9 protein-coding genes are annotated in these 13,039 nt (G+C 61.6%); 6 read left to right on the forward strand and 3 right to left on the reverse strand.

All coding sequences use genetic code 11. The features are described from left to right. Positions 1 to 161: 161 nt before the first annotated feature. Complete coding sequence (locus tag DXD39_RS00315) at positions 162 to 599, reverse strand: universal stress protein (RefSeq protein WP_117583590.1); 438 nt, start codon at positions 597 to 599, stop codon at positions 162 to 164. 249 nt (positions 600 to 848) lie between these two features. Between DXD39_RS00315 and DXD39_RS00320 the strand changes: the two genes are divergently transcribed. Further along, positions 849 to 1,829 (forward strand): undecaprenyl-diphosphate phosphatase, encoded by a 981-nt coding sequence (locus tag DXD39_RS00320; protein ID WP_089572431.1) that lies wholly within the window; start codon positions 849 to 851, stop codon positions 1,827 to 1,829. A 227-nt stretch (positions 1,830 to 2,056) separates the two neighbouring features. Continuing rightward, positions 2,057 to 4,957 (forward strand): ATP-dependent helicase, encoded by a 2,901-nt coding sequence (locus DXD39_RS00325; RefSeq protein WP_117802794.1) that lies wholly within the window; start codon positions 2,057 to 2,059, stop codon positions 4,955 to 4,957. Positions 4,958 to 5,341: 384 nt separating this feature from the next. On the opposite strand, the gene manA is transcribed toward DXD39_RS00325, so the two are convergent. Then, on the reverse strand, positions 5,342 to 6,274 hold the full coding sequence (gene manA, locus DXD39_RS00330) for a mannose-6-phosphate isomerase, class I (protein WP_369832113.1): 933 nt from the start codon (positions 6,272 to 6,274) through the stop codon (positions 5,342 to 5,344). 72 nt (positions 6,275 to 6,346) lie between these two features. Then, positions 6,347 to 7,066 carry a GntR family transcriptional regulator gene (locus DXD39_RS00335; protein WP_117802796.1) on the reverse strand — a complete coding sequence of 240 codons (720 nt, stop codon included), beginning with the start codon at positions 7,064 to 7,066 and terminating at the stop codon, positions 6,347 to 6,349. 340 nt (positions 7,067 to 7,406) lie between these two features. Here DXD39_RS00335 and DXD39_RS00340 point away from each other — a divergent pair, with 340 nt between their 5' ends. The 4 genes from DXD39_RS00340 to DXD39_RS00355 all read left to right on the forward strand — a co-directional run bounded on the left by DXD39_RS00340 (position 7,407) and on the right by DXD39_RS00355 (position 12,757). Continuing rightward, positions 7,407 to 8,360 carry an ROK family protein gene (locus DXD39_RS00340; RefSeq protein ID WP_117802797.1) on the forward strand — a complete coding sequence of 318 codons (954 nt, stop codon included), beginning with the start codon at positions 7,407 to 7,409 and terminating at the stop codon, positions 8,358 to 8,360. A gap of 166 nt (positions 8,361 to 8,526) precedes the next feature. Next, positions 8,527 to 9,450, forward strand: coding sequence for a manganese-dependent inorganic pyrophosphatase (locus DXD39_RS00345; RefSeq protein WP_117802798.1), 924 nt, complete (start codon positions 8,527 to 8,529; stop codon positions 9,448 to 9,450). A gap of 267 nt (positions 9,451 to 9,717) precedes the next feature. Beyond that, complete coding sequence (gene nhaA, locus DXD39_RS00350) at positions 9,718 to 11,076, forward strand: Na+/H+ antiporter NhaA (protein ID WP_117802799.1); 1,359 nt, start codon at positions 9,718 to 9,720, stop codon at positions 11,074 to 11,076. A 361-nt stretch (positions 11,077 to 11,437) separates the two neighbouring features. Next, positions 11,438 to 12,757 carry an IS256 family transposase gene (locus DXD39_RS00355; protein WP_233541063.1) on the forward strand — a complete coding sequence of 440 codons (1,320 nt, stop codon included), beginning with the start codon at positions 11,438 to 11,440 and terminating at the stop codon, positions 12,755 to 12,757. The last annotated feature ends 282 nt before the right edge of the window (positions 12,758 to 13,039 follow it).

Consider the following 13,039-nt stretch of genomic DNA (forward strand, 5'->3'; position numbering starts at 1 on the left):
AAACGGGGCGGCACGCCATCTTTTATCAGCCAACTCGCTGAAGTAAGGCTGCGAAGGCCGCGAGGCCGGGAGGGGTTTCCTAAGGGCACATCCCGCAGCCGCAACGCGGCGAGGACGTGCCCGTGGAAACCCCGCAGGCCCCGCGGCCGGTGGGGGCAACGCTACTTTACGACCAAAATGTCGCAGTCGGTATTGCGCAGCAGGAACGTCGAAATCGAACCCAGAAGCGCATACTTGATCGAGGACAGGCCGCGAGCGCCGCAGAGCACCAGGTCGGGCTTGACCACGTCGAGCATCTCGTCTTTGAGCGTCTCGCGAATACGACCGGCGCGTATCATGACCTCGACCTCGGGAATATCGGGATTGGCCTTGGCCTCTTCGAGCTGCTTTTCGATGGAGTTCTTAAAGGCCTCCTCCAGACCGTTGACCAAATCGACCGGATAGGAGCCGGCGCTCTCGAGCGCCGTGGAATCGATAACGTGGCCGATAATCAGCTTGGCGCCGTTGTTCGCGGCGACCTTGATGGCGCGTGCGAGCACAAAATCCTGCTGCTCAGTACCGTCGAGTGAAACAAATACCTTGGTGTAACCCTCGTTCATGGTTTCCTCCTTGGTCTATCGCACGGGCGCGGGGCTCGTGCGTCGGGCGGGCGCGGGTGCGTTGACCGCCGGACACTTTATCTTGTTGCAGTTATACCCAAGGATTTCGGTTTAACTGCTCGCAATTCTGTGAACGGGCGAGTTTTTTGGTAAGGGTAGGCGCGGTCGCACCGCCAACGGTTGATAATGGGACATCGCCCGCATCGTCCGCAGAACATCTACCGGCGGGTGTCTAACGAGGGGGTCCCTTTGGATATTATCGAGCTTCTAAAATCTGCCTTCATGGGCCTGGTCGAGGGCATCACCGAATGGCTGCCCGTTTCGTCGACGGGCCACATGATCTTGGTGGACGAGTTCGTCAAGATGAACGTGAGCGAGACGTTCTGGAATATGTTCCTGGTCGTGATTCAGCTCGGCGCCATTCTGGCCGTCTGCGTGCTGTTTTTCCACGAGCTCAACCCGTTCTCGCCCAGCAAGGGCAAGGAGGGCCGTCGCGACACCTGGGTGCTGTGGGGCAAGATTGTGCTCGGTTGCATTCCTGCGGCGGCGATCGGCCTGCCGCTCAACGACTGGATGGAGGAGCATTTCTACAACGCTCCCGTCGTGGCGCTGGCGCTCATTGTGTACGGCGTGCTGTTTATCGTGATCGAGAACTGGCGCGCGAGCAAGCGCGAGGAAATGGCCGTTGCCGGTTCGTTTGGTTCGCGTGCTGTGGTGTCGGGTGGACGTCCCGCCGGTGCGCACTTTGCGGCGCCCCCCACGGCTACCGCTGAGGATGAGGACGATGACGAGAATCTGGACTTTGGTTCCATCGCCACGCTCGAGGACCTCAGCTGGAAGACTGCGCTGGGTATCGGCTGCTTCCAGGTGCTTTCGCTGGTGCCTGGTACGTCTCGCTCCGGTTCTACCATCATCGGCGGCCTGCTTTTGGGCTGCACGCGCTCGGTGGCGTCTAAGTTTACGTTCTTCCTGGCTATTCCCGTTATGTTTGGCGCGAGTGCGCTCAAGCTGGTCAAGTACTTCATCAAGGGCGGCACGTTCGGCACCAACGAGATCGCCATCTTGGGCGTGGGCTGCGTTGTGGCCTTTGTGGTTTCGCTCATCGCCATCAAGTGGCTCATGGGCTTCGTCCGCCGTCACGACTTCAAGTGCTTCGGAGTCTACCGCATCATCCTGGGCATCGTAGTGCTCGCATACTTCTTCGTTCTGGAGCCCATGCTCGGCCTGTAACTTGGTTGACGCTGCGCGGCGGCCAGAGCGACAACTTGTCATTCAAAGAGGGCGGCATGACCAAAAGGTCTATGCCGTCCTCTTTTTTGGGCGATGGGGCGGGCCTGACGGCGGCGCACGGAGTCGTGGTGTGATTTGCGTCGGTGTCCGCGCGGCTCGGTATACTGGTACGGCTCAAACTATGGCGCTGCCCGCAGGCGCGCCGTCTGTCAGATGAGGAGTCGCCCATGACCCAGCCCTTGCCCTGGGAAAAGAACGCCGCGGTACCCGTGCCGCCCGCGCCGGAACCCGTGCCGCTCGATGCATACACCGCCCCCGCTGCGCCGGAGCCCGAGCTCGTTCCGCTCGACATCTATGACGCTCCCGCGCCGGCGCCCAAGCCTATCAAGCCGCTCGTCGACATCGACAGCCTTAATCCCGCCCAGCGCGAGGCGGTCCTGACCACCGAGGGCCCGTTGCTGGTGCTCGCCGGCGCCGGCTCGGGCAAGACCCGCGTCTTGACCTTCCGCATCGCACATATGCTCGGCGACCTGGGTGTTAAGCCTTGGCAGGTTCTTGCCATTACGTTTACCAACAAGGCTGCGGCCGAGATGCGCGAGCGTCTGGCGGCACTCATCCCAAGCGGCACCCGTGGCATGTGGGTGTGCACCTTCCATGCCATGTGCGTGCGCATGCTGCGCGAGGACGCCGACCTGCTGGGCTACACCGGCCAGTTCACCATCTACGATGACGATGACTCAAAGCGCATGGTGCGCGACATTATGCAGGCGCTCGGCATTGAGCAAAAGCAGTTCCCCATCAACATGATCCGCAGCAAGATCAGCTCTGCTAAAAACGCCATGATCGGGCCCGAGGATATGCTCAAGAGCGCCGATAGCCCCAACGACAAAAAGGCCGCGCAAGTCTACCTGGAGCTGGAGCGCCGCCTGCGCGCCGCCAACGCGATGGACTTCGACGACCTGCTCGTGCGCACGCTCGAGCTACTGCGCACCCGCCCCGAGGTGCTCGACAAGTACCAGGAGCGCTTCCGCTACATTAGCGTCGACGAGTATCAGGACACCAACCACGTCCAGTACGAGATCGCCAACCTGCTGGCCGCCAAGTACCAAAATCTCATGGTCGTGGGCGACGATGACCAGTCCATTTACAGCTGGCGTGGCGCCGACATCACCAACATCCTGGACTTTGAGAAGGACTTTAAAAACTGCAAGACCGTCAAGCTGGAGCAGAACTATCGTTCCACGGGTCACATCCTGAGCGCCGCCAATGCCGTGGTGCGCCACAACTCGCAGCGCAAGGACAAGCGCCTGTTTACGGCCGAGGGCGATGGCGAGAAGATTCAGGCTTTCCAGGCAAGCGACGAGCGCGACGAGGGTCGCTGGATTGCCGGCGAGATCGAGAAGCTGCATGCCAAGGGTACGAGCTACGACGATATCGCCGTGTTCTACCGCACCAACGCCCAGTCGCGTATCCTCGAAGATATGTTCCTGCGCGCGGGCGTGCCCTACAAGATCGTCGGCGGCACGCGATTCTTCGACCGCGCCGAGATTCGCGACGTCATGGCCTACCTCAAGATGATCGTGAACCCGGCCGACGAGATGAGCGTCAAGCGCGTCATCAACACGCCGCGCCGCGGCATCGGCTCCACCTCGATCCAAAAGATCGAGCAGCTGGCGCGCGACAACCGCTGCTCGTTCTTCCAGGCTTGCGAGATCGCAACAGCCGAGACGGGCATGTTTAGTGCCAAGGTGCGCAACGGCCTGTCGAGTTTTGTGGCGCTGGTGCGCGAGGGCCGCCGCATGGACGGCGAGCTCAAGGACGTCGTCGAGATGATTGTCGATAAGACGGGCCTGCTGCAGGCGTTTCGCGCCGAGGGCACCATGGAGTCCGAGAGCCGCGCCGAGAACATCCAGGAATTCCTGGGCGTCGCCGCCGAATTTGAGGAGACGCACGAGGATATCGAGGGTACGCTCGAGAGCTTAGAGGAGCTGCGCGCGGCCGGTGTTGCCGACGTGCCTGCCGGCGCCGAGCCCGAGCCCGTCGTGGTGAGCGCACCTGCGCCCGAGCCGGGACCGTCTGCCCCGGTATCCTCGTTTGAGGCGCTCGTTGGCGCGCGTGATGCCGCAGGTTCCAATCCGCTCGATAGCCTAGCCGCCCCGGCGCTCTCGCCGCAGGATGCCCTGGCTGCCGCCATTGCGGGCAACGCGTATGCCGCGCCGACGGAGATGCCGGCGGGTGCCGTGCATGCCGACGAGATCGAGCGCACCTACGGTCCGCTCACCTGTAAGGCGCTTCCTGCTCTCATGGAGTGGCTGGCCCTGCGCTCCGACTTGGATTCCCTGGCCGGCGAGACGCATGCCATTACCATGATGACCATCCACTCCGCCAAGGGCCTGGAGTTCCCGGCGGTGTTCGTGGCCGGCATGGAGGAGGGCATCTTCCCGCACGTGCACGACTTTGGCGGCAGCGATGATCCGGGCAAGCTCGAGGAGGAGCGTCGCCTGGCCTACGTTGCCATCACGCGTGCCCGTAAGCGCCTGTTCCTGACCTATGCGGCCACGCGTCGCACCTACGGCTCGACCTCTGCCAACCCGCGCTCGCGCTTCCTCAACGAGATTCCGTTTGAGGATATCGAGTTTAGCGGTATCGGTTCTGCCGGTTTTGAGGGCACGGGATGGGAGAAGCGCGGCGACCGTCACGGCACTTTTGGCTCGGGCATGGGCTCGGATATGTATGGCGGCAAGGTGTTCGGTTCGCATACGCGCTCGACCGGCGGTTCCGGTTCGCGCAGCGGATCGAGCTTCGACGATTTCTTTGGTGGCAGCACCTATGGCACCGAGCGCCATCGCGGGGTTTCGCCCGACGCCGGCCGTGTTGCCTCGACCTTTGGGTCGGGCGCGCCGCGAGCTAAAAAGCCGTCGTCCAAGGTGTCGCCGACGGTGGAGCGCAAGGTCGATCGCGCCAGCGCGTCGCAGGACTTTGCCGCGGGCGATACCGTGAGCCACAAGACCTTTGGCACCGGTACCGTGATCTCGGTCGCCGGAGACATGATCGAGGTTCAATTCGAAAAGACCGGCCAGACCAAAAAGCTCATGAAGGGCTTTGCGCCTATAGTGAAACTGACCTAGGCGGCTTTCCCGGGCACGGCACCTCGGCCTTCAATCGTCGGGCATGACCTCAAGGTCTATGCCCTCCTCTTTCAGGCCGATCTGCCGCACCTGGAAAACCCGTACATCCGGCTAGGCGGGCGCGCCGGAGGCTTTGGTCGCCTGCTCGGGCAGTCCTGCGCAAGACGGAGAGCACATTAAGTGCTCTCCTTTGCGTGCGGAACTCGCGATCGATGTTGCCCCATACGCCCGCCCAGGTCCTTAGATAACGTTGCTTGCGAACGTCGCTTTGCTCGTTCGCTATTTGGTCTGGAGAGCCGGGTGGGCTGATATATAGATACGAGTAGGGGCTCCTCCGTTGATGAACGGGGGAGCCCCTTGTTTTGTTTTGGTTGTTGTTGCGACCTAGAGGTGGCTGATGATCAGTTCCATCTTGCCTTCGAGGTCGATGGAGCTGACGGTGCTCGGGGCTAGCAGGTGGCTTCCCTTGTGGACGGGGTCGCCGCAGACGGTGCCTTCGCCGTCGATGACCGACAGACACATGAAGGGCCAGCGCTGCTCCAAGGTCTTGCTGCCGTTGACGCGCACGCGATCGACGGTGTAGCAGGGGTTGGACTCGAGTTCGGTCACGCCGTCGACTTCGGGCGCGGTCACGGTGCCGTCGGTCGGGGCCTGAGAATCAAAGTCGATGCAGTCGAGACTCTGCTCAATGTGCAGGGGACGCAGTTTGCCGTCGGTGCCGGGACGGTCGTAGTCGTACAGGCGATACGTCACGTCGCTCGACTGCTGCGTCTCTAAAATGAGCGTGCCGGTCTTGATGGCGTGCACGGTACCGGAATCAATCTGGAAAAAGTCGCCCTTGTGAATCGGCAGTACGTTGAGCATGTCGTCCCAACGGCCTTCCTCGATCATCTGTGCGGCCTCGGCGCGGTCCTTGGCACGCTGGCCGACGATGATCGTGGAGCCGGGCTCGCAGTCCAGCACATACCAGCACTCGGTTTTGCCCAAGCTACCGTTCTCGTGCTCGGCGGCGTACTCGTCGTTGGGATGGATTTGGATCGAAAGGTCGTCCTTGGCGTCCAGAATCTTAATGAGCAGCGGGAACTCCTTGCCCTCGCAGTTGCCAAAGAGCTCGCGGCGCTCGGCCCACAGCCATGACAGCGTGTGACCGGCGTACGGGCCCTCAGCGATCTGGCAGTCGCCGTTGGGATGGGCCGAGATGGCCCAGCACTCACCGATGGGACCTTCGGGAATGTCGTAGCCAAATACGGTCTCCAGCTGGCGGCCGCCCCAGATCTTCTCGTGGAAGATCGGCGTGAGTTTAATCAAATCGGACATATGCATACTCCCATAAGGTTGTGCGGGTGCCGCGTAAGACAGCTCAAAACGAGCACCCACCGGATTACAAAACTAGGCCAGCGTTACGTTGTGCAGCTCAAAGCGGTCACCAACGTTGCGCGAGATCGAATGCTCAAAGGCGGTGCCGCTATCCAAAAAGCCAATCTGGTTGAGCTCGAGCAGGGGAGAGCCGGGTTTGGTGTCCAGGCGCTCAGCCTCTTCCTCGGTTGCCGCTACGGCGCGAATGGTGCGGTGGAAGCTCGAAATCTTCAGCCCGCATTGCTCGCGGATGAAGCTGTAGACCGATCCATACAGGTCTTTCTTTTTAAGGCCCGGAATCAGCTCGAGGGGCATGTAGGTGTACTCGATAACGATGGGCTTCTCGTCGACCTGGCGCACGCGCACGATGTGATAGACAAAGTCGTCCTCGGCAATTCCCAGCTGGGCAGCGACGTCTGCTGGCGGATTGACAATCGAGAAATCGTAGACCATCGAGGTCACCTTCTCCCCACGGTGCTCATACGAAAAGCCCTGGGCACGGTCGTTCTTGCCCTGGAAAAACGCCTTGCCGGGAAGCCCCGCCGTGTCCTTAACGTAGGTGCCCGATCCGCGCCGGCTGGTAATAAGGCCTTCCTCGGTAATCTGCTCAATCGCTCGTTTGACGGTGATTTTAGAAACGCTATAGAGCTCGCAGAACTCAACGACGGTGGGCAACTTATCGCCCGGTTTAAGTGCGCCGTCCTCGATGCTTCGACGGATATCTGCAGCTATCGCCTCATATTTGGGAATCATGGAACCCCCTTTCCAGCTTGATTGAGTGTAAAAGAAAGTATAGCCAACACCTAAGTATCCCTATTGCGTTTTAGAAAAGTTCGAGAAAGAGAATAGATAAAAACGCTTTTCTTATTAAATAAAAGCGCCTTAAAACGAAATACATTCGAATATTGTCGTATTGAGCAGATCAATCAGTCTGGGGACGGGGCCGAGTCGTGTTGCCGCCTAACAAACTGAATCTCATGCCCTGCGTTTCCCCAGATAAAACCTGCCAAAACAAACATGTCCCTTTTTGGTAGGTTTTTGCCTTGGGAGCGGTACCATACAGGCAATGTTTAAATGAGAAAGGTGGGCTCCCATGGAACCTAAGCAGTACTATATCGGCATTGACGTCGGCGGCACTTCGGTTAAGGAGGGCCTGTTCGACGAAGACGGTAACCTGCTTGCCAAGGCCAGCGTGCCTACGCCTCCCATCGTTGACGCTGCGGGCTTTGCCGCGGTGACCGAGGCTATCGACCAGGTGGTCGCCAAAGCCCAGATTCCGCGTGCCTTTGTGGCGGGTATTGGCCTGGCCGTTCCGTGCCCCATCCCGGCATCGGGCGATGCCAAGGTCAAGGCCAACATTGCCATTAACCTGCCCGAGCTGAGGATCGCCATTCAGGAGCACTGCCCCGACGCGGTCGTTAAGTACGAAAACGATGCCAACGCCGCTGCCATGGGCGAGGCCTGGCTCGGCTCTGCCAAGGGTGTGCAGAACGTGGTGATGGTCACCATCGGTACCGGCGTGGGCGGTGGCGTTGTCGTCAACGGCGACGTGGTGTCGGGCGTTGTGGGCGCCGGCGGCGAGATTGGCCACATGTGCCTGAACCCCGAAGAGGAGCGCACCTGTGGCTGCGGTGGCCATGGCCACCTGGAGCAGTATTCCAGCGCCACCGGCGTGGTGAGCAACTACCTTGCCGAGTGCAAGAAGGCAGGCGTCGAGCCCATCGAGCTCACCGGCCCCTCAGATTCCAAGGACGTGTTCCAGGCCTGCCGCGAGGGCGACAAGCTTGCGTTGGCCGCGGCCGATACCATGGCCGACTATCTCGGTCGCGCACTGGCGCTTATTGCCAACGTGGTCGATCCCGAGATGTTCCTCATCGGCGGTGGCGCCTCCGCCTCGGCCGATGTCTACCTCGACAAGGTTCGCGAACACTTTAAGCAGTACGCGCTCTCTGCCTCGCGCGAGACGCCCATTAAGGTCGCTTCGCTCGGCAACGACGCCGGCATCATCGGCGCTGCTTACGTAGCCCTGCGCGCCGCCGGTAAATAGCTGGTGCAAGGGGGTCAGGTTACTTTGCACCAACATGGTGCGAAAGGGACAGCCTTGGCCCCCATACCTGCCACAAAATATGCCGTGGCCCTTCCGTCTGCGAAGGCTCGGCATCGGCGTGCTACCATAGCTACGTCCAAGTACACATATCAAGTGGAGGATATCCATGGCAAACGTTCTTGTCTTTGGTCACCAGAACCCCGATAACGACGCCATCATGAGCGCCGTCGTCCTGTCCCAGCTGCTCAACCAGGTTGAGTATGCCGGCAACACCTACGAGGCCTGCGCCCTTGGTCAGCTTCCGGCCGAGTCCGCCAAGCTGCTTGCCGACGCCGGCATTGCCGAGCCCCGCGTGATCGAGTCCGTCGAGGACGGTCAGCTCGTCGTTCTCACCGACCACAACGAGTCTGCCCAGTCCGTTGCCGGCCTTAAGGATGCCACGGTCTTTGGTGTCGTCGATCATCACCGCATCGGCGACTTCGAGACCGCCGGCCCGCTGCACTACATCTGCCTGCCCTGGGGCTCCAGCTGCACCATCGTCACCAAGCTCGCCGGCGTGCTCGGCGTTGAGCTTTCCGACGTCCAGGCCAAGCTGCTGCTCTCGGCCATGATGACCGACACGCTCATGCTCAAGAGTCCCACCACCACCGATGTCGACCGCGCTGTCGCCGCCAAGCTCGGCGAGCAGGTGGGTGTCGACCCGGTCAAGTTTGGCATGGAGGTCTTCCTCACCCGTCCGTCCGGCTCCTTCACCGCAGCCGAGATGGTCGGCAACGACATCAAGATGTTCGAGCCCGCCGGCAAGAAGCTGCTCATCGGCCAGTACGAGACCGTCGACAAGAGTCGTGCTCTCGGCATGATCGACGAGATTCGCGAGGCCATGCGTGCCTACGCCGCCGAGAAGGGTGCCGATGGCATTGTCCTGTGCATCACCGACATCATGGAGGAGGGCTCGCAGGTCCTGCTCGAGGGCGAGACCGAGGCCGCTCAGAAGGGCCTGGGCATTGCCGATGAGCACGACGGCGTCTGGATGCCGGGTGTCCTCTCCCGTAAGAAGCAGGTCGCTGCCCCCATCATGGCCGCCTGCTAGGTTTAGTTGACCGAACGCCACGACCGGATCGCGGACGCCCCGCGCTCCGGTCGTTTTTTGTGCACGGCGCCGCGTCGTCTCCCGGACAGGCACGCCCGTGCCGTTGAGCAAATAATGTTCAACCTGTGGTTCCGCTTTTCGGCCACGCCTGCGTGCTTGTCGTGCAGGGTAGGCTAGATGCAAGCGTAATACGATAGAGCGCGGCGCCGCCACTTGGGCGGGCCGTGCTTTTTTAAGACGGGAACCTTCCCGCGAAAGGAGCCGCCCATGGCAGCAACCGAGCAGCTGTTCAACGTCCGTGAGCGCAAGCGTTTTGAGCGTCACGACATTTGGGAGCGCATTGCCGAGAACGGCACAATCTCCGCCGCCGTCATGGTGATCGCAGCCATCGCCGCGGTCATCTGTGCCAACACCGATGCCTACGAGGCCATTCATCACTTTTTGGAGACTCCACTGTATGTGGGTCTTGGTAGCCTTACGGCCGGCCTCACCGTCGAGGTCTTTGTCAACGACTTCCTCATGGCGATTTTCTTTTTGCTGGTGGGCATCGAGCTCAAGTATGAGATGACGGTCGGCGAGCTCAAAAACCCGCGCCAGGCCATGCTTCCCATGCTGGCAGCCGTGGGCGGCGTCGTCGTTCCCGCCTGCATCTACCTGATCTTTAACCACGCCGGCGCGCGCAACGGTTGGGCCATTCCCATGGCAACCGATATCGCCTTTGCGCTGGGCGTGCTGTCGCTTTTGGGCAACCGCGTGCCCAACGGCGTGCGCGTGTTCTTCTCGACGCTTGCCATTGCCGACGACCTGATCTCCATCGCTGCCATCGCCATCTTCTACGGCCAGAGCCCCAGCCCGTTTTGGCTGGGCGCCGCTGCAGTTGTGACCTGCGCGCTTGTGTGGCTCAACAAGACGCAGCATTACCGCCTTGCCCCGTATTCGGTGCTGGGTCTGCTGCTGTGGTTCTGCATGTTTAAGAGCGGCGTGCACGCCACGCTCGCCGGTGTCATCCTGGCCTTCACCATCCCGGCCAAGTGCGGTGTTAAGCTCGATAGCCTTACCGATTGGCTGGGCGAGTGCCTGCCGTTGCTCGACGACCGCTACGACGACGAGGCACACATCCTGGGTCAGCACGACTTTACCGTCTCGACCACCAGAGTCGAGCGCGTCATGCACCGCGTGACCCCGCCGCTCATTCGCATGGAGCGCCTGATCTCCACGCCGGTCAACTTTGTGATCCTGCCGATCTTTGCATTTGTCAACGCGCAGGTTCGCCTGGTGGGCGTGGATATGGGCACGCTGCTGACCGACCCGGTGACGCTCGGCGTGTATTTTGGCATGCTGCTGGGCAAGCCGATTGGCATCTTTGGCATGACGTTTGCCCTGGTTAAGCTCAAGATCTCCGAGCTGCCGCGCAACGTTAACTGGCACATGATTGCCGGCGTGGGCATTCTGGGCGGCATTGGCTTTACCATGTCGATTCTCATCAGCGGCCTTGCCTTCCCGACGGCCCAGTTTGAGGTTCTGGCCGCCAAGGCCGCTATTCTCGCCGGCTCTGTCACCGCGGCCGTACTTGGCATGATCTACATGAGTGTGATCTGCAAGCATCCCTCGCCCAAAGACGAGTAAGAGCGCGAAAACCGGCTCCAGAACCGATTCGGGCGCGTTCAAAATGCGGATTCGGGCGGTGCTTGCCGCCTGCCAGACACGCCAGTGGTCAAAAAACGCCGTTTGTGAGTACTGTCACAAACGGCGTATCATTTTAGGTGTGGAAAATAATGAACAAAGTTATAAGAACTGTACGTTAATGAGTGACCATCGACTTCCAATTTGGCGCTAGCTGACGGTGATTAGGAAGTTTCAAGGTAGCGCACAGAGATGTGGTGTAAGAGGCGGGGCATGCCCCGCCTCCGCCCTTTCCTGAAAGGGAGGGGACACCGCCTAGAATTCGTCGTTGGAGTAATGAAGGTGACGAATGGAAGGAAAGGCGATGCCCCAAGAAGAGAGTGTACTGCGCCTCGGCCGCGACGAGGCCCTCGAGGCGGCGAGGCTTTGGCAGGAGTGCGGCGACGCGCGCGAGTTCGCGTGCAGGGTGCTGGGCAGCGTGATGAACGCGCCGATGGACTCCGAGGCCCAGCAGATGTGCGGCGCGAGCCGCAATGAGCGCAGCGACGGCAGGGAGAACAGTCGCAACGGCTACCGCCCCAGGTCGCTCAAGACCGCCGTGGGCGACGTGGAGCTCGAGATACCCAAGCTCAGGCACGGCACCTACTACCCCGAGGGCATGCTCGCGCGATGGTCGCGCGTCGACACCTCGGTGGCCGCCATCGTGCAGGAGATGTACGTATGCGGCGTGTCCACCCGCAAGGTCGAGCGCGTGGCGTCCAAGCTGGGCATATCCTCGCTGTCGAGCTCGGAGGTCTCGAGCCTCTGCTCCGACCTCGACGCCGAGGTGGCGGAGTTCCGCCGCCGCGACCTGTCGGGCACGCCGTGCTGCTACCTGTGGCTCGACGCTACCTATATGAGCTGCAGGGTCGGCTCGTCGGTCGTCTCGCAGGGCGTCGTGACCGCGATCGGGCTGGGCGCCGACGGGCGCAAGCACTTCCTGGGCTGCGACGTGGTCGACACCGAGAGCGAGGACTCCTGGGCGGCATTCCTCGGCGGGCTGCGCGAGCGCGGGCTGGCCGGCGTTCGCCTCGTGGTCTCCGACAGCCACGCCGGGCTCGTGGCCGCCGTCTCGCGCCTGTTCCAGGGCTGCGCCTGGCAGCGCTGCGTGACGCACCTGCAGCGCAACCTCCAGAGCGCCTGCTCGGGCAGGCCCGAGGACTCCAAGGCGGCCGTCAGGGACCTCGTGCACGCCGCGGTCTACCAGGACGACCCCGACCTCGCGCGCTGCGTGTGGGCCGAGGCGGCGCCCTGGGTGGCGTCGGTGTCCGCCAGGGCCGGCGAGGTCTTCGAGCAGGCCGAGGACTCCGCGCTGGCGTTCACGGCCTTCCCCAGGGCGCACTGGGCCAAGCTCCGCACCAACAACGTCCAGGAGCGCGCCAACCGCGAGATCAAGCGCCGCTACAGGGTCGTGCAGTCCTTCCCCTCGAGGGAGTCGATGCTGCGCCTGACGTGCGCGAGCCTCATGGAGACCGAGGGACAGTGGTCCCAGCAGCGCGTGTTCTCCGAGGCCTCGGCCGCCGAGGGCTTCGCCGAGCCCGCGGACAGGCCGGCCCCGACAGAGGGGAGGCGCCGCGCGCTCGGGCGGCGCGCCAGGGAGATAGTGGACGAGATAGTCGAGAGGCGCGGTCTCAAGAAGGAGTAATATCGGGACTTGCAGCGACGGACCTCAGGACGCTCTTACACCACGTCTGCGCGCGCCACCGATTCGGGCGCGTTCAAAATGCGGATTCGGGCGGTGCTTGCCGCCTGCCAGACACGCCAGTGGTCAAAAAACGCCGTTTGTGAGTACTGTCACAAACGGCGTATCATTTTAGGTGCGGAAAATAATGAACAAAGTTATAAGAACTGTACGTTAATGAGTGACCATCGACTTCCAATTTGGCGCTAGCTGACGGTGATTAGGAAGTTTCAAGTCGAGTTTTAC

The organism is Collinsella sp. TM04-29 (assembly GCF_003466565.1).
Classification (GTDB): Bacteria; Actinomycetota; Coriobacteriia; order Coriobacteriales; family Coriobacteriaceae; genus Collinsella.

Coding starts and splice junctions, on each gene's coding strand:
- manA (WP_369832113.1), bottom strand. CDS start 6,274: ATGTCCGATTTGATTAAACTCACGCCGATCTTCCACGAGAAGATCTGG.
- DXD39_RS00345 (WP_117802798.1), top strand. CDS start 8,527: ATGGCAAACGTTCTTGTCTTTGGTCACCAGAACCCCGATAACGACGCC.
- DXD39_RS00340 (WP_117802797.1), top strand. CDS start 7,407: ATGGAACCTAAGCAGTACTATATCGGCATTGACGTCGGCGGCACTTCG.
- DXD39_RS00355 (WP_233541063.1), top strand. CDS start 11,438: ATGCCCCAAGAAGAGAGTGTACTGCGCCTCGGCCGCGACGAGGCCCTC.
- DXD39_RS00315 (WP_117583590.1), bottom strand. CDS start 599: ATGAACGAGGGTTACACCAAGGTATTTGTTTCACTCGACGGTACTGAG.
- nhaA (WP_117802799.1), top strand. CDS start 9,718: ATGGCAGCAACCGAGCAGCTGTTCAACGTCCGTGAGCGCAAGCGTTTT.
- DXD39_RS00325 (WP_117802794.1), top strand. CDS start 2,057: ATGACCCAGCCCTTGCCCTGGGAAAAGAACGCCGCGGTACCCGTGCCG.
- DXD39_RS00335 (WP_117802796.1), bottom strand. CDS start 7,066: ATGATTCCCAAATATGAGGCGATAGCTGCAGATATCCGTCGAAGCATC.